The organism is Sphingobium sp. SG1 (genome assembly GCF_057063145.1).
The window spans coordinates 113,856-134,409 of the sequence record NZ_JBVVOJ010000002.1 but is presented as its reverse complement, the minus strand read 5'-3'; the positions used below and the strand labels follow the sequence as shown (position 1 = coordinate 134,409).

Sequence of the window (20,554 nt, the reverse complement as noted above, 5' to 3'; positions counted from 1 at the left end):
ATGCCCCGCCCCGTCAGGGATGGGGCAGCCCCTGTTCCGGCATGCCCATGCGCCGCTTTTCGGCAACGACCATGTCCGCGACATCCGCCAGCAATTTCTTCGCGTCATAGACGATGCCGTCCTTGACCGTGTAGCTGACGCCGCCCACCCGTTCGAGCCGCTGGGTCTGCTCGTTGAGGCGCAGCGTGCCGGTGCCGTAGAGCGTCTTGAAATTCTGCAGCGGATTTTCCTTGAGGATGACGAGGTCCGCCAGCTTGCCGACGCGAACCGTGCCGATCGGCGGCACTTCGCCCCTGGGATCATAGAGCGTCAGCGCGCCGTTCAGCGTCGCCGACTGGATCACCTGTGACGGATTGAAGCCCGCTTCCTGCAGCAACTCCAGTTCCTGGATATAGCCAAAGCCATAGGGCTTGAAGATGAAGCCGGAGTCCGAGCCGGTGGTCACGCGTCCGCCGATATTCTTGTAGTCGTTAATAAGCCGCATATATTTGTGATAGAAATTCCGCCACTTCACCTCGATCGCGGTGGTCCAGTCATAGAAATAGGAGCCGTGATTCTCGCGTGAGGACATGTAGAAATTCCACAGCTGCGGCATGGTATATTTGTCGTGCCAGTCGGCATTGCGCGCCAGCATCAGATCGCGGCCGGCGGCATAGATGGTCATGGTGGGATCGAAGGTGACATGATTGGCCTTCTGATGCTCCAGATAGGCCCACCAGCGGTCCGATCCCGGCTCGACGCTTTCCTCCGCCAGATTGGCGACATTGCCGAACCGGTCCTGCTCGTCGGCATAATTATAGTCGACCGGCCAGTTCTGGACCGGGCCATTCTTCAGCAGGGATTCGAAATGGCCGTAGAAATGGGTGACGGTGCCAAGGCCCGCATCGCCGGCCTGTTCGGCATTCATGCGCCCCACGCCGATCTGGGACAGGTGCGCCGTGGTGCCCAGTTTCAGCTTCTTCGCCTCGTCCATGATGGCTGCCATCACTTCGGGCGGCTGGTCCGGATCATCCAGCAGCTTGATGCCGTCGATCCCTTGCTTGGCCGCCCATTGCACCCAGGCGCGGGCCTTTTCGGGCGTATTGGTGCGACCGCCGGTCCAGCCCTTGCCCTGACCCGGCCGCTGATAGGCGAAGATGCGCGGCGCGACGATCTCGTTACGGGCGGAGCGTGCCCGTTCGCTCAGGGACACTTCCATGGGGGCAAGGTCGACGCCGCGCACCGTGGTGACGCCATGGGCGAGCCACAGCTTGTAGGAATAGGACAGGTCCGGCGCCTTGTCGTCGGTCGAGCCATGGACATGCATGTCGATGAAGCCGGGCGTCGCGAACATGCCGGTCGCGTCCATTTCATAATCGGCGTCGGTCGGTGCGCGTCCCTGCTTGAATGGCAGGCCGGGCGTTCCGGCCGGCAGGATGTCAGCGATGACGTCATTTTCGATCACGATGTCGACCGGCCCGCGCGGCGGCGCGCCGCTGCCGTCGATCAGGGTGACGCCGCGGATCACCATCTTGCGGAACGGACCGGCGCCTTCGCCGGCAGCGCGCGCCGGTGCGGGATTGGCGCCGGCGCGGGGCTTGACCGCTTCCACGGGCGCCTTGGCAGGCTGGGCGATCGCCCCTCCGGCAGCCAGCGCGAGCAGTGAAAGGCCGGCGAAACACATGTGTCGCTTGAACATATCATCCCCCTGTGTCGATCATGCGGCCGCCATAAGGCCCCCGAAAAGGGAGGCGACCGACAGGCCGCCCCCGTGCCAGGCGATCAGAACTTCTTGGTGAGGTTGATGCCGTAGGTGCGCGGCGGCGCGGTAAACACCACCGTCTTGCCGCCAGTGTTGCTGCTGGAGCTGGAACTGACCACCGCCAGTTCATTGAACAGATTGTTCACGAAGAAATGGGCGACCCAGTTGTTGTCGCTGGCCTGCACGCCCAGGCGCAGGTTTGTCAGCGTATAATCGTCCAGCCGGCGCCGATAGGTGTCGGTCGGGCTAATCGTGCTGTAGGAACTGCCATTATAGGTGACATCGGTGCGGATGACGGCATCCATGGCATCGGTCAGCATATGCTTATATTCGGCCGATCCGCCGAAATTCCATTTCGGCACATTGGCGATCCGGTCGCCCTTGCGGCCCGATGCCACGACGATGGTGCTGACCTGGTCCTCGGTCAGCTTGGCATCGGTGTAGGAACCGTTGGCGCTGAAGCTGATGCCGGCAATCTCGGTGGAGAATTCCGCCTCGACGCCGCGAATGCGGGCCGCGCCGACGTTGGAGATGAGGCCGAAGACCGAGCCGGTGCCCGCCGTGCGGGCCGACACCTGCATGTTGCTCCAGTCGATCTGGTAGGTCGCCATGTTGAGATAGGTGCGCGGCAGGATCTTGCTCTTGAAGCCCAGCTCATAATTCCACAGGCTGTCCGATGTGTAGGCAGCCAGCGCCGCCGACAGGCCGATCACCTGGTTGACGCCGCCGGGCCGGAAGCCCTGCGCCGCCTGCGCATAGATCATCACATCGGGGGTCGCCTGATAGGAGATGTTGAACTTGGTAAGCACGCCGTCCTCGGACGACTTGGCTTCGGTATAGGGCGTCACGACCGAGGCATAATGTTCCTGGCCCATGTCGATCCGGCCGCCGACCGTCTTCTTATAATCATAATAGCGCGCGCCAGCGGTCAGCGTCAGCTTGTCGAACAGCTTGTAGGAGATTTCGGCGAAGACCGCCTTCTGCTTCAGCTTGTCGTTGATGGTGCGATCATAGGCGAGATTGGCGATATCATCGGGATCGTAGAGGAAGCCGGTGTCCGGGTCGGCCTTGAGCAGGGTCGAGCGCACCACCGTCTTGCGATCTTCGCTGAACAGGCCGACGGTCCAGTTGAGCGGGCCATCCCCGGTCGAACTCAGGCGGATTTCGTTGAGCCAGTTCTTGACCGATTGTGGCTGATACAGGCTGGACGACAGCAGGGCGCGGGTGTCCGACAGATAATCGGCCAGCACATCGGCGGAGCAGGCCGCACCATTGCCGCGATAGGTCTGGCAGCGGGCGGCGGTGTCGCGACCATTGAACGTATCGCTGACATCGCCGACGACGATGCGGTCGCGGTCGGTGTAAGTGGTGATAGCGGTCAGCGCGACCGGGCCGAAATCATAGTTGAGCGTCGCATTATAGATGCGGTTGGTGTCGTAATTGCCCGATTCCGATCGCGCGTCGGTGGTCCAGCGCTTGCCGGTTTCGGCATACCAGCGCGGCGATTCACCGGCCGCCTTCTCGTAATTGGCGCTCAGGTCCAGCGTCAGCGCCTCGGTCGGCGTGAAGCGCAGCATGATGCGGCCGCCATAGGTGTAGGGATCGTTGATATTCTTGTAGCCATAATAGCTGTTGTCGACATAGCCCGCGACCTGAGTGGCGTTGCCGACGATGCGGATGGCCAGCTTGTCCTCGATCAGCGGGACGTTCAGCATCCCGTCGAAGGAGGCGCCCATCGATCCGCCCTCGACCGCCGACATGGTGCTGGCAAAGGCCGCCTCGATCTTGTCGGTCTTGGGCTTGTTGAAGATGATGCGCAGCGTGCCGCCCATCGAACCGGAACCGTAGAGCGTGCCCTGGGGGCCGCGCAGCACTTCGGCGCGCTCCACGTCGAAGATGCGGAAATCGGGCGTGGCGCCGGCGGCGTCGCTGGTGGTGCCGACCGAGCCGGATACCGGCGCTTCGTCATAATAGACGCCGACCGTCGGTTCACCGGCTGCCGTGACGCCGCGCAGGATGACGCGGCGGTTGCCGGGGCCGCCATCGACGATGCGCAGGCTCGGCGTATCGCGGGTCAGTTCGGTAAAGCTGCTGGTGCCGGCTGCTTCCAGGCTGGCGCCGGTGACTGCGGTAATGGCGATCGGCGTGTCCTGAACGCGGGTGTTGCGCTTGAGCGCGGTAACGACGATTTCGCCCTGATCCTGTTCCTGGGCCTGTGCAACGCCGCCAGCCATGGCGACCATGCAGGATAATGCACTGCCGGCCTGCAACAGCTTGAGAAGGCGGCCCTTGTGAGATGACAACATAAAAACCCCCTGTTTTTATTTGTTTTCCTCGCCACATTTCTGTTCTTTTCTGGAGGAAACGGTATCAAGGGGGCAGCCGAATGTGTTTCGTAACATTTGACGATTTTGGAAATAATCCGCAGATTATTCGGTGATTACGGTAAAATGCCGATGATCTTGCGAACGGGAATCGCGGACGCCGATCCGGCAACGGGCATCTGGCCTGATCGCGATTTGTGCCATGACGCCCCGCGCCCGCTCAAGGGCGCAACACCCATCCGCCATCGACATGGATCGTCTGGCCTGTAATCCAGCGCCCCGCGTCCGAGCAGAGCAGCAGCGCCGTGCCGACCAGTTCATCCGGCTCGCCGCGCGGGCGCAGGGCGCAACTCATCTGCAGGAACTGAATGAACGGAGAATCGTCGGGCACCAGCATCTTGCCGGCGTCCGATGTGACATTGCCCGGCGCGATCGCATTGCTGGTGATATTGTCCTTGCCCAGTTGCTTGGCGAGCGTGGTCGTCAGCCCCACCAGCGCCAGCTTGGAAATGCCGTAGAGGCCCGTCGCCGGAAAGGCACCGCCCGACGTCTGGTTGATGATCCGGCCGCCACCGCGCGCCCGCATCGAAGGGATGACGGCGCGGGCACAGAGCAGCGCACCATTGAGATTGACAGCAAAGGCGCGGTTCCAGGCGTCGAGGCTGACGGCCTCAATATTGTCGTAACTGATGTCGACCATCAGCGCGGCATTGTTGATGAGGATGTCGACACCACCAAAGGCATCACTCGCCGCCGTCGCCATGGCCAGCGTAGATGCCTCATCAGCCACATCGACCTTGACGGCGATGGCCCGTCCACCAACGGCCACAATCTCGTCGGCCACCGCCTGGGCGCCTTCCGCATTGAGGTCAGCGACGACGACTGCGGCACCGGCCGTCGCCAGCCCCAGCGCATAGGCCCGGCCGATGGAGTTGCCGCGCCCGCCGGCACCAGTGACGATCGCGACTTTGCCGTCGAGGCGGAACTGGTCGAGGGTGAAGGACATGATTGGATCTCCTGAAAAGGTCAGTCGCCGCAGGCGGCGGATAGGAAGGGCATCGCGGCGCGGGACAGGGCTTCGGCACCGGCATCATCGGGCAGGCTGGTCATCAGCAGCCCGACATCCTTGCGCAGCAGCGGCGCGCCATGGGCAAAGGCGCCGGGCGTCGGCAGGCGGGCATAAACCTCGAAACCGAAGCTGCGGCCGCTGCTCGCCTTGATAAGGCCGCACAGGGCTGCCCCATCCAGGTCCAGCGCCCTGCCCGCCTCCATCGCGGCATGGGCCAGCCCCATATTGGCCGCCATCAGCGCATTGTTGACGATCTTGGCGCGCTGCCCGGCACCGACTTCGCCCATCCGCACGATCAGGCCACCAAAGCTTTCCAGCACCGGCCGGGCGGCCTCGAAAACATCGACCGCTCCACCGCACATTACGGTCAATGCGCCTGCCGTCGCAGCCGGTCCGCCACCACTGACCGGCGCATCCAGGAAATCGATGGCGCGTTGCGCGCACCGTTCGGCCAGCGCCACGCAATGTTCGGGCAATATGGTCGAATGAATGACGATCCGGCTGCGCGGTCGCATCGCGGGCAATAATTGCTCGACGATATCGGCCACGCCGGCGTCATCGACCACACAGATGCCGACATGATCGCAGGACGCCCCCAATGTCGCGATGTCCGGCGCTGCTGTGGCGCCCTTTTCGAGAAAGGGCGCCAGCGCATCCGGGCGGCGGGCCCAGAGCATGAGCGGATAGCCAGCGGCAGCGATCCGTTCAGCCATGGGACCACCCTGGCTACCCAGGCCGATGAAGCCGATCCGTTCCATCCCGCTCATCCTGCGGTGATCCCGGCATCGATCGAGATGCAATTGCCGTGGAAGCCACGCCCGGCCGGCGAGGCGAGCAGCGCGACCATGTCGGCGACATCATCGACCTCGACCGTGCCGCGCATCCCGGAAAAACGCTTGAGCAATTCGAAGTCGCAACCTGCGGGCGCCCGGAAATTGGTGGCGATATTGGTCATCATGCCACCGGGCGCAACGGCGTTGATGCGGATCGGCTGCTTCTGATACTCCATCGCCATGGCCTTGGTGAGGTTGAGAAGGCCGGCTTTCGACGCGCAATAGGCGGCGGCATAGGCCTCGCCGATGAACGCGGCCGAAGAGACGACATTCACGATCGCGCCATTGACCTTCAGCAGATGCGGGATTGCCGCCTGTGACAGCAGGAAGGGCGCGGTAAGGTTGACCGCCAGCGTCTTGTCCCAAAGCAGCCGGGGCATGTCGGGCGAATTGGCGAGATAGATGAGGCCAGCGACATTGCAAAGCGCATCGAGCTGGCTGCAATGGGCGACAGCCGCATCGACGGTGGCACGGCAAGCGTCAGGATCGGCCAGATCGACAACCGCCGTCTGATGCTCACCCTCAGGAAGCAGGCCCAGCGTTTCGGCCAACCCTTCCGCATTGACGTCTACCAGCCACAGCCTGGCGCCGGCCTGTGCCAGTTTCACCGCCGTCGCGCAGCCAAGGCCCGAAGCAGCCCCGGTCACCAGCGCCACCTTGCCAGTCATGTCGATCACGATGCTCATTGCTTGCCCCCCTCTGTCTCGTTCCAGGCCAGGCCCTTGGCGACCTTCCCCGCCATTTCCAGCACCACGCCCTGGATCACCGACGCCTTGGGCCAGCCGGCATGGACCGCATATTGGAGGACGAATTCGTTGAGTTCGGCGGCGGTGCAGTTGCCGCTCGCCATGGCGGCATGGAAATGGCTGGCGATCGGCACGGTGGCAGCGGAATCCGCGACGCCCACCAGCGTGAGGAAGCGGCGCGACCGCTGGTCGAGGCCCGGCCGGCACCACATTTCGCCGAACACGAAGTTCAATATGCCATCCTGTAGATAGGGCAGGCCATTACCGACGCGCGGGCCGTCAAAGGTCATCACCGCACGAAATTCGGCAAAGCCCTGCTCCATGCGCTGCTGCGCATCCCAGGGTTCGGCCCGGATCGGCGCCAGAAGAACCTGCGCCAGCTCCTGCTCCGCTTCGACCCGATCAATCGCGGCGTCGATCGCCCCGCCCTTGTCCCAGCCGGAATAGACTGCGACGTGCAGCGCCGCCTCGCGCAATTCGGCCTGGGCCAGCGCGCCGGTCGTCAGTGCGCCACGGACATAGCCGTCCAGCCGATCGGCGGGCGCATCGGCGCCGGCCGCCGAAGCCAGCGCGATCAGGAAGCGCGCACGCCGATCCAGCCCCGGACGAGACCAGATTTCGGCATAGATGAAATCGCGCCAGCTGTCCGCCACCGGCGATTGCGGCGCGGGATCATCCCGCCCGGTCAGTTCGGCCTGCAGGTGGCTGCCGAGTGCGCTGCGCGCTGCGGGATCACACAGGCTCATTGCCCGTGCTCCGGCGCGGCCATGCTCATCCAGACATTCTTGGGCTGGAGGAACTCATGCAGCCCCTCGACCCCGCCGAGCCGGCCATGCCCGCTCTGCTTGAAGCCGCCGAACGGGCAATTGGGCTGCATCGCCTCACCCGAACCGTTCACATGGATCATGCCCGCCTGCAGCTCGCGCGCCATATGATGGGCGCAGCGCAAATTCTGCGTGTGGACATAGGCCCCCAGACCATAGTTGGTGCCGTTGGCGAGCGCGATCGCCTCTTCCTCATCCTCAAACGGGGTCACGACCAGGACAGGGCCGAACACCTCATTCCGGGCGATCTCGCACTGGTCCGGCACGTCCGCCAGGATCGTCACCGGCAGGAAGAAGCCATCGGCAAAATCGCCGTCCAGCCGCTGCCCACCCGCGATGATGCGGCCGCCATCGGCGACGCCGCGCGCCACCATGCCGCTGATCCGGTCGAGCGCATTCTGGCTGATCACCGGCCCCAGCACCGTCGCGGGATCGAACGGGTCGCCTGATTGCACATGGCCCGCCATCGCCCCGATCAGGTCGAGATAGCGGTCATAAACGCCGCGCTGGACCAGCAGCCGCGTGCCATTGATGCACCCTTGCCCGTTGGAGGAAATCGCCCCGGTCAGCCCCTTCTTCGCGGCGAGCATCAGGTCGGCATCATCGAACACGACCACGGCCGACTTGCCGCCCAGTTCCAGGCCCACCGGCTTGAGCGACTGGGCCGCATTGGCCAGCACCTGGCGCGCGGTTGCGCCCGATCCGATGAATTCGATCTTGTCGATGCCGGGATGGCTGACCATCGCCGCGCCGACATCGGCGCCGCCCGTGACCAGATTGACGACGCCATCGGGCAGGCCCGCCTCATGCAGCAGTTCGACCAGTTGCATGACGCTGTAGGGCGCGAGTTCCGGTGCCTTGATGACCACGCAATTGCCCGCTGCCAGCACCGGCGCCAGCACCATGGTCGCGGCGAACAGCGGCCCGTTCCACGGCACGATGATGCCGATCACGCCATAGGGATCATAGCTGACATAATCATGGGCCGGCGCGCCCCACATCGGGATGGTGCGCCCGTGCAGCTTGTCGCACCAGCCACCGAAATAGCGGAACTTCTGGGCGGCATCATAACCCATATAGGGCGCCACCATCGCCACCGATCCATTTTCGGCGATCAGGCTCGGCGCGAAATCCGCCGACTTGGCCTCCAGCAGCGCGGCGATGCGGAACATCAGGTCGCGCCTCTTGTCGCCGGGCATAGCACGCCATGCCGGGCAAGCCCTGCGCGCGGCGGCTGTGGCCCGGTCGACATCCTCGGCGTCCGCCAGAGCCAGTTCCTGCGTCACCTTGCCGGTGCCGGGATAGACATGGGCGTGGCGCGCCGGACCTGTCGGCACTTCGCGCTGTCCGCCAATGATGATGGGGTGACGCGGCAATGCGTCGATCACGGGATCCCTGAACGCCATGGCTCTCTCCTTCCGGCGCGGTAAGCGCAGCGGCACCGCTCCAAAACCGGGCGGCGACTCTTGGGATCGACATTAATATGTATATTATTAGATCATCAAGGCGATGAAACTCGGTATCGCCCTTGCGAAATTTCAATCAACATGCACATTAATTCATATGAGCCTCATCCAGCAAAATGACCTGACCGAACCTGCGATCGGCAAGCGGCAGATCGTCCGCCATACCGCCGACACCCTGCGCCGGCGCATCCTCGCTGCACCGGCCGGCGAGCAGATCGGTTCGCTGCAAACCCTTGCCCGCGAGTTGGAGGTCGGCATCGTCACGGTCCAGCAGGCAGCACGCATCCTGGAGCATGAGGGCTTGCTGGAGGTCCGGCGCGGGCCAGGCGGCGGCTATTATGGCCGGCGACCGCAAATGGCCGATCTGGAACGGATGCTGGGAGCCTATCTGTGCGGCGAACCGGGTTCCTGGCGCGAGATACTCGACATCACCTCGCTGCTGTTCAACCGGCTCTGCGCCGCTGCCGCGCGATGCGACGACCAGGCCCTTCACAGGGAATTACTCGATCTGCGCAGTCAGATCGATGCATGCGATAGCATGGACGGGCTCGGCCAGTTGGAAGGCCGGCTGCAGGACATATTGTTCAAAATGGTCAGCCAGCCCCTGTTCGAGCTGTTGACCCGTGTTGCGCTGGGGAGCGCGCGCGATGTGGAGCGCGAGGGCGCCAGGGCCGACATGTTCGACCTTAGCATATGGCGCCACGGTCGTCTGCGCATCATCGACGCGATCGCCGATCGCGACCCTGCCCTCGCCCATTTCGAGGCCGACCGCCAAAATCGGCAGGTTTTGGCCGCCTTGTGCGCATTCGACCGCGTGTGAAGCAGCATCGCACACCACAAAGCGATGCGTTCGGGTGCCGCCACAGGCACGCGCCGCTGATGGCACCGTCATGATCGATGCATCGGTCATTTAGCCACTTTGCCGACTGTGCGACTTTTACATCATTTAGCAAAAAAGCATCGTCGAACAGATATCCACTCGCAATAGCATTGACAATGCGAATAGGTCGCAATAGCAGCCCCTGCAACAATCGAAAGGGGTTCTGAAACAATGGCGAAATATGGAAACACTCCATCCTTCCTCGCACTGAGCTGCGTCGGCGCAATGGCCTTCGCATCCGGCGCGCATGCGCAGGATAATGGCCAGGGCCAGGCACTGGGTGGCGTCACGGTCACCGACACGGCGATCGACGACAATTCCATCAAGGTGGACAAGCCCGAATCGCCCAAATATGTTCGCCCCCTGCTCGACACGCCGCAGACCATCACGGTGATCGGCAACCAGACCATCCAGAAGCAGAACCTCCTTACCTTGCGCGACGTGCTGTCCACCGTTCCGGGCATCACCTTCGGCGCGGGCGAAGGCGGCGGCGGCTATGGCGACAGCATCAACCTGCGTGGCCAGAGCGCCAACACCGACATCAGCATCGATGGCGTGCGCGACAGCGCCCAATATAGCCGCACCGACCCGTTCAACCTGGAGCAGATCGAGGTCACCAACGGCGCCAATTCCGTCTATGGCGGTTCGGGCGCGATCGGCGGCAACATCAACCTCGTGACCAAGCGCCCCAAGGCCGACAGCGAAACGCTGGTGCAGGGCGGCATCGGCACGTCCGATTATTATCGCGCGACCATCGACAGCAATGTCCGCGTCAACGAGCAAATCGCCGTGCGCCTCAACGCCATGTATCATGAAAATGACGTCGCCCGGCGCGATGTCGACAGCTACAAGCGCTGGGGCGTGGCCCCCTCGGTCAAGCTGGGCGTGGACGGGCCGACCTCGCTGACCCTGCTCTATACCCATCAGGAAGACGAGAATACGCCGCTCTACGGCGTGCCCTATTACAAGAATGCGATCTATGATGGGCCGCTGCCCGGCGTCCCCTATAGCGGCTATTATGGCTACAAGAATCTCGACAAGCAGGACCAGACGATCGACCAGGCGACGGCGATCTTCGATCATCGTTTCAGCGACCTGCTGTCGGTCCGCAACCTGTCGCGCTGGCAGCGCGTCGAGCAAAATCTGGTCGTCAACCCGCCACAGGGCGCCTATTGCCTCGCCAACGGCACACTGCCGACCGGTGCGGCCTGCGCCGCCGGCCAGGTGCCGGGCATGTATTATCCCAGCGGCCCGCGTGGCGGCTTCCGGGACTCGGTCAACCAGACGCTCTACAATCAGCTCGACCTGACCTTCAACATTCCGGGCGGCCATACGCTGGTCATCGGCACCTCGATGCTGCAGGAAGATTACACGCTGGACAATGGCAACGTCCTGCGCAACGCCAACGGCGCCACGCCGAACCCCACGCTCGATCCGATCAGCATCAGCGATCCGAACGGCATCTATACCGGCCCGGTCAACAAGATCCGGTCCGGCCACCAGATGGGCGACCTGTTCAACATCGCGACCTATGCCTTTGCTGCGGCCAAGATCGTCGATGGGCTCGAACTGAATGGCGGCGTCCGCTGGGAGCATAACCGCGCCCGCTTCCGCTCCGACACGATCGCGACCCCCGCCACCGGGGGCGCCTACACCACCGGCCCGCAGCAGAATGCGAGCGACGATCTCTTCTCCTACCGCATCGGCCTGGTCTACAAGCCGGCCGACAATGCCAGCCTCTATGTCGCCTATTCCAACAGCAAGACGCCGACGGCCACCACGGTGCGATCGGGCTGCGGCCTGATCATCACCGGAACCAATGGCTCCAACGACGCCTGCGACGCCAATCCGGAACAAGCAGTCAATTACGAGATCGGCGGCAAGATCGACCTGTTCGATGGCGGCCTTCAGTTGACCGCCGCCCTGTTCCGCAACGAGCGCAAAAATTATCGCGTCACCAGCAATGATCCGTTTGTCGGCACGCTGCCCGTCAATGATGGCCGCAACCGCGTGAACGGTGTCACCCTGGGCGCCAGCGGCAACATCACCGAAGCCTGGACGATCTTCGCAAACTACACCTATCTCGAAAGCAAGGTCATCCAGAGCGTGTCCAATGCATGCCTTGCGAGCCCGTGGACGGGCACTGCATCCGGGATCGGATCGGCTACGTCCAACCCGTGCGGCAACAATGTTCTGATCCCCGATGTGCAGAAGGGTCAGGACATGACCAATACGCCCAAGCATTCGGGCAGCCTGTTCACCACCTATACCCTGCCCTTCGGGCTGCAACTGGGCTATGGCCTGACCTACCAGGGCAGCTTCGCGCTCAACAATCGTGCCCTGGTCACGCCGCTGGTGGCCGGCAGCACGACGATCGTCCCGATCTATCACTCGGACGATTATCTCGTTCACCGCGCGATGCTGTCCTACACCTTCGACGAGAAGCTAACGGCGCAGCTCAACGTCCAGAACTTCACCAACGAAAAATATTATACCAGCATCCGCAACAATGGCTGGGCCAATCCGGGCGAAGGCCGCTCCTGGGTGCTGACCCTGGGCTACAAGCTCTAACAACCTCTCTCCCCGCCGGGCCGGCCATGCCCTCCTCGACATGGCCCGGTCTGGCGAACGGAACGCCCGCAGCCCGCTGCGGGCGTTCTTTTTTTGCTGGACGGGCATGGCGATGGCAGCGCTGCCTGCTAAGGGAAGCGCCATGACCGCCACCGCCGATCTTGCCATCCGCCTGCGCCGCGCCAGCTTCAACCGGGCGCTCGCCGATGCCGACCTGGCCGCCATCGGCCCGATCCTGGCACAGGATGTCGTGATGGTGACGGGCACCGACAGCGGCGTCATCGCCGGGCGCAAGGAGCAGCTGATGGCCTGGAAGCGCGAATTTGCCGCACCCGATCGCAGCATCTACACCCGCACGCCCGACACGATCCTCGTCTCGCCCGTCGAACCGATCGCTTTCGAACATGGCCAGTGGCAGGGCGTTGCCGCATCGTCCGGCATCCTCATCGCCGCGGGCGCCTACACCGCCAAATGGCGGCAGCTTGGCAGCGAGTGGCTGATCGAGGCGGAACTTTACCTGACCCTGGCCTGAAAAGTCCGCGTCTTCCCTCGCCAAGACGAGCCGCCACCCTCTTCGTGCAATAGTTAATAAAATATTGCTGCTCCGGCCCGACAGGACTATGGCGCCCCCACCCTGTCCTTGGCGCTCCGGCGTCGGAGTCGGGGCCGACAATCCAGAGAGCGGAAGGGGGGACTTCGCCACGCGTCACGCGATCCATTGTGACGACATGCGAAGACTTGGCGTTATCCATTATGAAAAAGACCGGTTTCATGGTTTCGGCGTCGCTGGCACTGCTGGCCACCGCCCCCGCTTACGCCTCACCCGTCACCGGCACCGACGCGCTGCGCGAATGGAATCTGATCGTGCTGGGCGACCTCAGTTCCTCCTCCGAAGTCGAGGGCCGCACCTTCGTTGGCGGCGACCTCACCGGCACATCCTCCAGCTACCAGATCAGCACCCCCGCCACGTCCACGACCGGACAGGCGGGCCTCACCGTGGTCGGCAATGTCACCGGCGGCATCAAGAATTTGAACAACGGGTCGGGCGCGCTGGTCGGCGGCAATGTCGAAAGCGGCTTCAACCTCAATGGCGCGGCCCAGACGGTGAAGGTCGGCGGCACCATCAGCAACACCAATATCAACCAGAATAGCGTCCAGTCCGGCCTGGCCACATCGGACCCCGGCTTCGCATCCAGCCTGGCGACGCAGGGCACGGTGCTGGCCGGCAGCATGAAGCAATTGTCGACCAACCTGTCGGGCCTGGCCGCCAACAGCGACATGGTCATCAGCGGCAACCGCGCCACCTTCAACGCCAGCCCCGACGCCAACGGCCTGGCCGTCTTCTCGATCAGCGCCGCCGATCTCGACAAGGTGGGCGAAATCGCCTTCAACCTGAACGGCGCCGACACCGCGATCGTCAATGTCAGCGGCAGCACGGTCAGCCTCAACGACAATTTCCTGGGCGGCACCGCCAATCTGGGCGAACATGTCATCTGGAATTTCGGCGACGCCCAGTCGCTCGACCTCACCAATAGCTGGGGCGGATCGCTGCTGGCCCCCTGGGCCGATGCGACCACCGCCAACTATATCCAGGGATCGGCCGTGTTCGGCAACCTGACCCAGAATGGCGAGATGCATCTGGGCACCTATACCGGAACCTATACGCCGCCGATCGATCCGCCGACCGGCAGCAGCTCGGGCGGCACGCCGGTGCCCGAAGCGCCGGGCTGGCCCCTGTTCCTGCTCGGCATTGCCGGCGTGCTGCTGGGTCGCCGACTGATCCGCAAGACCGCCTGAACCGCCCTTTACCGTGCTTTTCCGTCCCTTCAGCCTCGGCCAGACGCGGGAAACGGACGGACTGGCGCAGCGCCCTTCTGATCGCCGCCGGGCGACGGCACAGGGAGCCATTGTTTCACAATCTTTGCAGATCGCCGCTTTCCCATGAAAATGCCCCGCTTCTTCTCCTCGACCGCCTGCGACATGGCGATCGATCTTGGCACCGTGAATACCGTCATCCACGCCCGCGACCGGGGCATCGTGCTGAACGAACCGTCCGTTATCGCGATCGAGACCATTCGTGGCATCCGCAAGGTCAAGGTGGTGGGCAATGAAGCCAAGCTGATGATGGGCAAGACCCCGGCCAATATCCAGGCGATCCGCCCGCTGCGCGACGGCGTGATCGCCGACATCGATGTCGCCGAACAGATGATCAAGCATTTCGTCGAGAAGGCGCAGGACGGCGGACGTTTCGGCCGCCGCTATGATGTGGTGATCTGCGTGCCGACCGGCTCCACCATGGTCGAACGGCGCGCGCTGCGCGATGCCGCCTCCAACGCCGGCGCGGCGCGGGTGCAGTTGATCGAGGAGCCGATGGCCGCGGCGATCGGCGCCGGCCTGCCCGTCACCGAACCGCGCGGCGCGATGGTGGTCGATATCGGCGGCGGCACGACCGAAGTGGCCGTGCTGTCGCTCAACGGCATCGCCTACAGCAATTCGGCCCGCGTCGGCGGCGACAAGCTGGATGACGCCATCGCCTCGCACATCCGCCGCGTCCATAATCTGATGATCGGCGAAGCCACCGCCGAACGGGTCAAATGCGCGATCGGCTGCGCCACCCCGCCCGATGGCGAGGGCGAGCGGATCATCGTCAAGGGCCGCGACCTGGTGAATGGTCGCCCGGCCGAAATGACCATCAGCGAAGCGGAAATCTGCGACGCCCTGTCCGAACCGGTCGGCCAGATCGTGATGGCGGTGATGACCGCGCTGGAACAGACCGCGCCGGAACTGTCGTCCGACATCATTGACGAGGGCATCACCCTGACCGGCGGCGGCGCGCTGCTGCGCCGGCTGGACGAGGCGCTGTCGGAAGCCACCGGCCTGCCCGTGCGGATCGCCGACACGCCTTTGATGTGCGTCGCCATGGGTGCCGGCAAGGCACTGGAAGATCGCGCCTATGAAGGCGTGCTGACCATGTCCTGATCGGTACGCAGCGCCCCGACGATGGTTGGCGGGCGTCGGTTGCCCGCCCCGCCACATCCGCGCTTGCCAGCATCGCCAAATGCCGCCAAGCAAAGCCCCGGATAAAAGAGGATGAGCGGGCGGATGAGCTATTATGACGTTCTGATCGTGGGAGCCGGCCATGCCGGCGCGCAGGCGGCGATCTCGCTGCGGCAACACGGTTTCGAAGGCTCGGTCGGCATGATCGGCGACGAGAAGGATCCGCCCTATGAGCGCCCGCCTTTGTCCAAGGAATATTTCGCCGGCGACAAGAGCTTCGACCGTATCCTGATCCGCCCCGCCGCCTTCTGGGACGAGCGCAAGATCGACATGTTGCTGGGGCGCCGGGTCAAGAGCGTCGATCCGGTCGGCAAGTTCGTCACCGTCGGCGACGCGGAAATCGGCTATGACAAGCTGATCTGGTGTACCGGCGGCAGCCCCCGGATGCTCACCTGCAGCGGCGCCGAAGCCGCCAATGTCCATGCCGTGCGTCGCCGCGACGATGTCGACGCGATGATGGCGAAGATCGACAGCGTGAACCATGTCACCATCATCGGCGGCGGCTATATCGGGCTGGAGGCGGCCGCCGTGCTCTCGAAGTTCGGCAAGACCGTCGTCCTGCTCGAAGCGCTCGACCGGGTGCTAGCCCGCGTCGCGGGCGAGGATCTCTCGCGCTTCTACGAGGCGGAGCATCGCGCCCATGGCGTTGATCTGCGTACCGGCGCGAAGATGGACTGTATCGCGGTCGAGGATGGCCGGGCCACTGCGGTGCTGATGCAGGATGGCGAGCGGATCGAGACCGACATGGTGATCGTGGGCATCGGCATCGTGCCCGAAACCGGCCCGCTGATCGCGGCCGGCGCGGCCGGCGGCAATGGCGTCGATGTCGACGAATATTGCCGCACCTCGCTGCCCGACATCTATGCCGTGGGCGATTGCGCATCCCACGCCAACCGTTTTGCCGGCGGCGCGCAGATGCGCCTCGAATCCGTCCAGAACGCCAATGACCAGGCCAAGACCGCCGTGGCCCATATCCTCGGCAAGGAAGAGGCCTATGACGCCGTGCCCTGGTTCTGGTCGAACCAATATGATCTCAAGCTCCAGACCGTGGGCCTCTCGACCGGCTTCGACCAGACGGTGCTGCGCGGCGATCCCGCCACCCGCAGCTTCTCGGTCATCTATCTGAAGGGCGGCAAGCTGATCGCGCTCGACTGCGTCAATGCGGTCAAGGACTATGTCCAGGGCCGCGCCCATGTGCTGTCCGGCGCCCATCTCGATCCTGCGCAACTGGCCGATGCCGGCATCCCGCTCAAGGAAGTGGGCCTGGCCTGATCGGTCGCGACGACGCGACAATCGGATTTTCCTACGAAGTTCACAGTGTCGTCGCCCCGTTTTGCGCCATTTTCCCGGCATAGGGTCATCGGAAAGCGACGGCGACGCGACAATCGCGCGCCTGTGAAGCGACACCGACGCGCCAGCGAAGCGACGATCAGGCGACCAGGACGCGACGGGCTTATTGCGGCAGGACGCTGCAGCAAGGTCGATATCGGGGCAATGGGAGCGGCCAATTCCATCCCACAGGGTGGACCAGAAAAATGCCGAGTAGGAAAGACGGCCGGGAAGCGAGCGAACCCCGCCATTGCAAGCGTAGCGAAGCAATGACGATATCGGTTTTTGACGGCTGACGACCAGAAGTGGACATTCCTCCCCGGAACGGGGAGGTGGCAGCGCGAAGCGCTGACGGAGGGGCAGGTGCCACTTAGCGCTGCGCTATCCGGCCTGTGTCCCTCCACCACTCGCTACGCGAGCGGTCCCCCTCTCCGTGCCGGGGAGGAATGTCTTGTTCCCACCCAAATCCCCTACCCCCGAAACCGGGTCTCGCTTGCCAGTTCCCATGGTCCGCCGCGATAGTGCCAGGCGGCCAGGCCCGCGATTGCGATCGGGCGGGGATGGAAATCGGCGCGCAATCGGTCGGCCAGCGCCCGCGCGACCCTGGGCTCCACCTTGTTCTGCACAGTCAGATGCGGGCGAAAGCCGGCTTGGTCCTGCGGCGTCAGCAGGCCTGTGAAGGCGTCCGCCAATTCGTCCCGCAACGCCGCCAGATCGGGACTGTCGATGCGATAGGCGACCCCCTGCCCCAGCAGCAACACATCGCCCAGCCGCGCCCGTGGCGCCGGGCCGGCGCATATCTGTTTCATCCGCGTCCTGAGTTCCGGCAGCAGCGAAGGCGGCAGATGATGGAACAGGGTGACATGCGCTGGCACCTGATTGCGTTCGGGCGGAAAATGGGCGCGGCGCAAGCCATCCGCCCAGGCGAAATCGGCAGCGCCCAGCAGCGCGGTGACGATGATCGGATCAGCCAGAACCGCCTCCCTGCAACGCGATGGCGGACTTTCGCCCGGCCGGGACAGGCTATATGATGACAGATGCCGCGCCCGGCAAGCAGGCGTGGATCAGGAGGGGAAGCATCATGCGCGCACCGGCATCCTTCGTCATCATCGCCGTCATCCTGCTGTTATGGAACCTGATGGGGGTCGCTGCCTTCGTCATGCAATATGGCGCCGACCTCAGCGAACTCGCCAGAACCGATCCCGACACCGCCCGCGCCTTCGCCCAGATGCCCGGCTGGGCCTGGGTCGTCTATGCGGTGGCGGTGGGCGCCGGCACGCTGGGCGCGATCGCCCTGCTGCTGCGCCGCCGCGTCGCGGTGCCGCTGTTCCTGCTGTCGCTGCTCGCGGTGATCGTCCAGTTCGGACACACGTTCCTCGGCACCGACCTGCTGGCGGTGAAGGGCGCGGGCGCGGTGATCTTCCCGGCCGTCATCGTCCTGATCGGCATCGGCCAGTGGCTCTACGCCCGCAGTCAGGCGGCCAAGGGTCTGCTGCGCTGATCGGCGCCGATCAGGCCGCGCTCTGCAATATCTCCTGGCCGATCATGTCCACGTCGAACGGCGCGGTCTGGTAGAGGTCGTTGATCCAGTTGCCGAACAGCAGATGGGCATGGCTGCGCCAGCGATTTTCCGGCGGGCGGGTCGGGTCGTCGTCGGGGAAATAATGGGCCGGCATCTGGCGGCCGCCGTCGCGCGCATATTCGTCGCCCAGGGTGCGCGTGTCATATTCGACATGGTTGAACATGTGCAGGAAGCCATGGCGTGGATCATGCACCAGGCAAGGCCCGGTCTCCGCGCTGTCGGCCAGCAGTTGCAGCCCGCGATCGAGCGGCAGCGATTCCCGCCGCACTTCCGACCAGCGCGACACGGGGATCGAGAAATCGTCCGAAAAGCCCCGCAGATAGGGCGAGGCCGGGGCATGGTTGCGATGGCGGAACACGCCGAACGCCTTGCGCTCCAGCGCGTGTTTCGGAACCCCGTGGAAATGATAAAGGGCGGCCTGCGCCGCCCAGCAGATGCTGAGCGAACGATGCACATGGGTCTGGGTCCAGTCGAAGATCGCGCGCAGTTCCTGCCAGTAGCGCACCTCCTCGAACGGCAGATGCTCGACCGGCGCGCCGGTGATCAGGAAGCCGTCGAAGCGCTCGTCGCGCACATCGGTCCAGGCGCGGTAGAAGGACTGCATATGATCGGCGGAGGTGTTGCGCGACACATGGTCGCTGATCCGCACCAGCGTCAGTTCCACCTGCAACGGCGAGGCGCCAAGCAGCCGCGCAAGCTGCGTCTCGGTATCGATCTTGTTGGGCATCAGGTTCAGCAGCGCGATCCGCAGCGGGCGGATATCCTGCCGCACCGCGTCGGCCTCGCCCATCACGGCGACGCCCTCGGCTTCCAGCGTGCGGCGGGCGGGCAGGTCATCGGCAATCTTGATCGGCACGTCTCGTCAGTCCTTCCTGGCGGGGCGACGATCGGTGGCTGAGGTCCGCTTTGTTGCCGGATCGGCCACATCCTCCCGGATCGGGAGTGCCACCTTGCCCGGAACGGCAGGTTGGCGTTGGGCGTCGCCCCAACTCTTGATGCTGGACTATCTCTAGCGCGCGCCGGACCATGTGGCAAGCCCGGCTATATATCGGCCAAGCCGGGCTTTACAGCTCGCCCCGCGCGCGGCGGATCTCGAACCACTTCCGCACATTCTCATTATGCTGCTGATAGGTGTCGGCAAAGATATGGCCGCCCTTCCCGTCCGCGACGAAATAGAGCGCATTCGTCTCCGCCGGGTGCAGCACCGCCAGGATCGACAGCCGGCCCGGATTGGCGATCGGCCCCTTGGGCAGGCCGGTCATCGCATAGGTGTTGTAGTCGTTGACGTCGGCGATCTCGGACTTCTTGATCCGGCGGCCGAGCGGCTTGCCCCTGGTGATCGGATAGATAATCGTCGGATCGGCCTGCAGCATCATGTTCTTGCGCAGACGGTTGCTGTAGACGCCCGCGACCATCGGCCGCTCCTTGGCGATCGCGGTCTCCTTCTCGACGATCGAGGCGAGGATGATCGCCTCCTGGGGCGACTTGGCGATCGTATTGGGCGCGCGTTCGGCCCAGAGCTTCGCCAGCGCCTTGTCCATCGCCGCCTGCATCCGCTTCAGCACGGCGGCGCGCGGCTCGCCCTTGTCGAAGGCATAGCTGTCGGGCAGCACGCTGCCCTCCTGCGGCACCGCGACATCGCCGGTCAGCTCGTCATTGGCCATCAGCCGTTCCTGCACCAGGATCGACGGCATGCCTTCGGGAATGGTGACCAGCCGGGTCAGCGTCTTGCCGCCCTGCAGGATCGACAATATCTCGCGGTTGCTGGCGCCCTTGGGCACCACGAACTCGCCGGCCTTGATCGGCTTGGCGCCGCCAAAGACCTTCGCGCGGGTCAGGAAGGCATCGGCCGAACGCACTGCGCCAGCCGATTTCAGCAGCACCGCGGCATCGGACAGGGTCGATCCCTCCGGCACGACGATGCTGATATTCTGGGTGGCCGGCCCCGTCTCGGTCCAGCCATGGACGAAGCGGAAACCGACAAAGGCGACAACGGCCAGGCCGATCAGAAGGATGATGCAGCCCAGTCGCCGCACCGGATTTGCGCCGGATCGTCTTGCCATCATCCCAACTGCCCGACCCAAATAATGCCCAACCGGCTATGGCTTACATGATCCTCCCCTTTGCAGGGG

General features: G+C 64.2%; 17 protein-coding genes and 1 riboswitch. Of the genes, 7 read left to right on the top strand and 10 right to left on the bottom strand.

Going from position 1 to position 20,554, the window contains the following annotated elements; translation table 11 throughout:
* Positions 1 to 13: 13 nt before the first annotated feature.
* The 7 genes from AC0KVN_RS06160 to AC0KVN_RS06130 all read right to left on the bottom strand — a co-directional run bounded on the left by AC0KVN_RS06160 (position 14) and on the right by AC0KVN_RS06130 (position 8,943).
* Positions 14 to 1,678 carry an amidohydrolase family protein gene (locus AC0KVN_RS06160; protein WP_435566338.1) on the bottom strand — a complete coding sequence of 555 codons (1,665 nt, stop codon included), beginning with the start codon at positions 1,676 to 1,678 and terminating at the stop codon, positions 14 to 16.
* Positions 1,679 to 1,761: 83 nt separating this feature from the next.
* On the bottom strand, positions 1,762 to 4,047 hold the full coding sequence (locus AC0KVN_RS06155) for a TonB-dependent receptor (protein ID WP_435566337.1): 2,286 nt from the start codon (positions 4,045 to 4,047) through the stop codon (positions 1,762 to 1,764).
* Between the two features lie 238 nt (positions 4,048 to 4,285).
* Positions 4,286 to 5,071, bottom strand: a complete 786-nt coding sequence (locus AC0KVN_RS06150) for an SDR family oxidoreductase (protein ID WP_435566336.1) — start codon at positions 5,069 to 5,071, stop codon at positions 4,286 to 4,288.
* Positions 5,072 to 5,091: 20 nt separating this feature from the next.
* Positions 5,092 to 5,901 (bottom strand): NAD(P)-dependent oxidoreductase, encoded by an 810-nt coding sequence (locus AC0KVN_RS06145; RefSeq protein WP_435566335.1) that lies wholly within the window; start codon positions 5,899 to 5,901, stop codon positions 5,092 to 5,094.
* Positions 5,898 to 6,653: an SDR family NAD(P)-dependent oxidoreductase gene (locus AC0KVN_RS06140; RefSeq protein WP_483656007.1), complete on the bottom strand. Its 756-nt coding sequence runs from the start codon at positions 6,651 to 6,653 to the stop codon at positions 5,898 to 5,900. The genes AC0KVN_RS06145 and AC0KVN_RS06140 overlap by 4 nt, the downstream gene beginning before the upstream one ends.
* Positions 6,650 to 7,459: a carboxymuconolactone decarboxylase family protein gene (locus tag AC0KVN_RS06135; protein WP_435566333.1), complete on the bottom strand. Its 810-nt coding sequence runs from the start codon at positions 7,457 to 7,459 to the stop codon at positions 6,650 to 6,652. Before AC0KVN_RS06135 ends, AC0KVN_RS06140 begins: the two co-directional genes overlap by 4 nt.
* The gene (locus AC0KVN_RS06130; RefSeq protein ID WP_435566332.1) at positions 7,456 to 8,943 is read right to left on the bottom strand and encodes an aldehyde dehydrogenase family protein; all 1,488 of its coding nucleotides are present in this window, start codon (positions 8,941 to 8,943) and stop codon (positions 7,456 to 7,458) included. The genes AC0KVN_RS06135 and AC0KVN_RS06130 overlap by 4 nt, the downstream gene beginning before the upstream one ends.
* 157 nt (positions 8,944 to 9,100) lie before the next feature.
* Between AC0KVN_RS06130 and AC0KVN_RS06125 the strand changes: the two genes are divergently transcribed.
* The 6 genes from AC0KVN_RS06125 (at position 9,101) to AC0KVN_RS06100 (ending at position 16,783) form a co-directional block, all read left to right on the top strand.
* A complete protein-coding gene (locus tag AC0KVN_RS06125; RefSeq protein WP_435566331.1) occupies positions 9,101 to 9,823 on the top strand; it encodes a GntR family transcriptional regulator in 723 nt (240 codons plus the stop codon).
* 231 nt (positions 9,824 to 10,054) lie between these two features.
* Positions 10,055 to 12,454 carry a TonB-dependent receptor gene (locus AC0KVN_RS06120; protein WP_435566330.1) on the top strand — a complete coding sequence of 800 codons (2,400 nt, stop codon included), beginning with the start codon at positions 10,055 to 10,057 and terminating at the stop codon, positions 12,452 to 12,454.
* Positions 12,455 to 12,596: 142 nt separating this feature from the next.
* Positions 12,597 to 12,986, top strand: a complete 390-nt coding sequence (locus AC0KVN_RS06115; RefSeq protein WP_435566329.1) for a DUF4440 domain-containing protein — start codon at positions 12,597 to 12,599, stop codon at positions 12,984 to 12,986.
* Between the two features lie 221 nt (positions 12,987 to 13,207).
* A complete protein-coding gene (locus tag AC0KVN_RS06110) occupies positions 13,208 to 14,251 on the top strand; it encodes a choice-of-anchor A family protein (RefSeq protein WP_435566328.1) in 1,044 nt (347 codons plus the stop codon).
* 144 nt (positions 14,252 to 14,395) lie between these two features.
* Complete coding sequence (locus AC0KVN_RS06105) at positions 14,396 to 15,433, top strand: rod shape-determining protein (RefSeq protein ID WP_004212110.1); 1,038 nt, start codon at positions 14,396 to 14,398, stop codon at positions 15,431 to 15,433.
* A gap of 123 nt (positions 15,434 to 15,556) precedes the next feature.
* Positions 15,557 to 16,783, top strand: coding sequence for an NAD(P)/FAD-dependent oxidoreductase (locus AC0KVN_RS06100; protein ID WP_435566618.1), 1,227 nt, complete (start codon positions 15,557 to 15,559; stop codon positions 16,781 to 16,783).
* 527 nt (positions 16,784 to 17,310) lie between these two features.
* Here the strand turns inward: AC0KVN_RS06100 and AC0KVN_RS06095 are convergent.
* The gene (locus AC0KVN_RS06095; protein ID WP_069336290.1) at positions 17,311 to 17,814 is read right to left on the bottom strand and encodes a 2'-5' RNA ligase family protein; all 504 of its coding nucleotides are present in this window, start codon (positions 17,812 to 17,814) and stop codon (positions 17,311 to 17,313) included.
* Between the two features lie 107 nt (positions 17,815 to 17,921).
* Between AC0KVN_RS06095 and AC0KVN_RS06090 the strand changes: the two genes are divergently transcribed.
* The gene (locus AC0KVN_RS06090) at positions 17,922 to 18,341 is read left to right on the top strand and encodes a sugar transporter (RefSeq protein ID WP_435566617.1); all 420 of its coding nucleotides are present in this window, start codon (positions 17,922 to 17,924) and stop codon (positions 18,339 to 18,341) included.
* 10 nt (positions 18,342 to 18,351) lie between these two features.
* Here AC0KVN_RS06090 and AC0KVN_RS06085 read toward each other — a convergent pair whose 3' ends face one another.
* Both AC0KVN_RS06085 and mltG read right to left on the bottom strand, forming a co-directional pair.
* Positions 18,352 to 19,278, bottom strand: coding sequence for a homoserine O-succinyltransferase (locus tag AC0KVN_RS06085; RefSeq protein ID WP_435566327.1), 927 nt, complete (start codon positions 19,276 to 19,278; stop codon positions 18,352 to 18,354).
* A 39-nt stretch (positions 19,279 to 19,317) separates the two neighbouring features.
* A riboswitch (SAM-I-IV-variant riboswitch) is annotated at positions 19,318 to 19,426 on the bottom strand.
* Positions 19,427 to 19,486: 60 nt separating this feature from the next.
* The gene (gene mltG / locus AC0KVN_RS06080; RefSeq protein ID WP_048937054.1) at positions 19,487 to 20,458 is read right to left on the bottom strand and encodes an endolytic transglycosylase MltG; all 972 of its coding nucleotides are present in this window, start codon (positions 20,456 to 20,458) and stop codon (positions 19,487 to 19,489) included.
* Positions 20,459 to 20,554 lie beyond the last annotated feature (96 nt).

Coding starts and splice junctions, on each gene's coding strand:
- AC0KVN_RS06110 (WP_435566328.1), top strand. CDS start 13,208: ATGAAAAAGACCGGTTTCATGGTTTCGGCGTCGCTGGCACTGCTGGCC.
- AC0KVN_RS06140 (WP_483656007.1), bottom strand. CDS start 6,653: ATGAGCATCGTGATCGACATGACTGGCAAGGTGGCGCTGGTGACCGGG.
- AC0KVN_RS06100 (WP_435566618.1), top strand. CDS start 15,557: ATGAGCTATTATGACGTTCTGATCGTGGGAGCCGGCCATGCCGGCGCG.
- AC0KVN_RS06090 (WP_435566617.1), top strand. CDS start 17,922: ATGCGCGCACCGGCATCCTTCGTCATCATCGCCGTCATCCTGCTGTTA.
- AC0KVN_RS06120 (WP_435566330.1), top strand. CDS start 10,055: ATGGCGAAATATGGAAACACTCCATCCTTCCTCGCACTGAGCTGCGTC.
- AC0KVN_RS06160 (WP_435566338.1), bottom strand. CDS start 1,678: ATGTTCAAGCGACACATGTGTTTCGCCGGCCTTTCACTGCTCGCGCTG.
- AC0KVN_RS06145 (WP_435566335.1), bottom strand. CDS start 5,901: ATGAGCGGGATGGAACGGATCGGCTTCATCGGCCTGGGTAGCCAGGGT.
- AC0KVN_RS06105 (WP_004212110.1), top strand. CDS start 14,396: ATGAAAATGCCCCGCTTCTTCTCCTCGACCGCCTGCGACATGGCGATC.
- AC0KVN_RS06130 (WP_435566332.1), bottom strand. CDS start 8,943: ATGGCGTTCAGGGATCCCGTGATCGACGCATTGCCGCGTCACCCCATC.
- AC0KVN_RS06135 (WP_435566333.1), bottom strand. CDS start 7,459: ATGAGCCTGTGTGATCCCGCAGCGCGCAGCGCACTCGGCAGCCACCTG.
- AC0KVN_RS06150 (WP_435566336.1), bottom strand. CDS start 5,071: ATGTCCTTCACCCTCGACCAGTTCCGCCTCGACGGCAAAGTCGCGATC.
- AC0KVN_RS06125 (WP_435566331.1), top strand. CDS start 9,101: ATGAGCCTCATCCAGCAAAATGACCTGACCGAACCTGCGATCGGCAAG.
- AC0KVN_RS06155 (WP_435566337.1), bottom strand. CDS start 4,047: ATGTTGTCATCTCACAAGGGCCGCCTTCTCAAGCTGTTGCAGGCCGGC.
- AC0KVN_RS06115 (WP_435566329.1), top strand. CDS start 12,597: ATGACCGCCACCGCCGATCTTGCCATCCGCCTGCGCCGCGCCAGCTTC.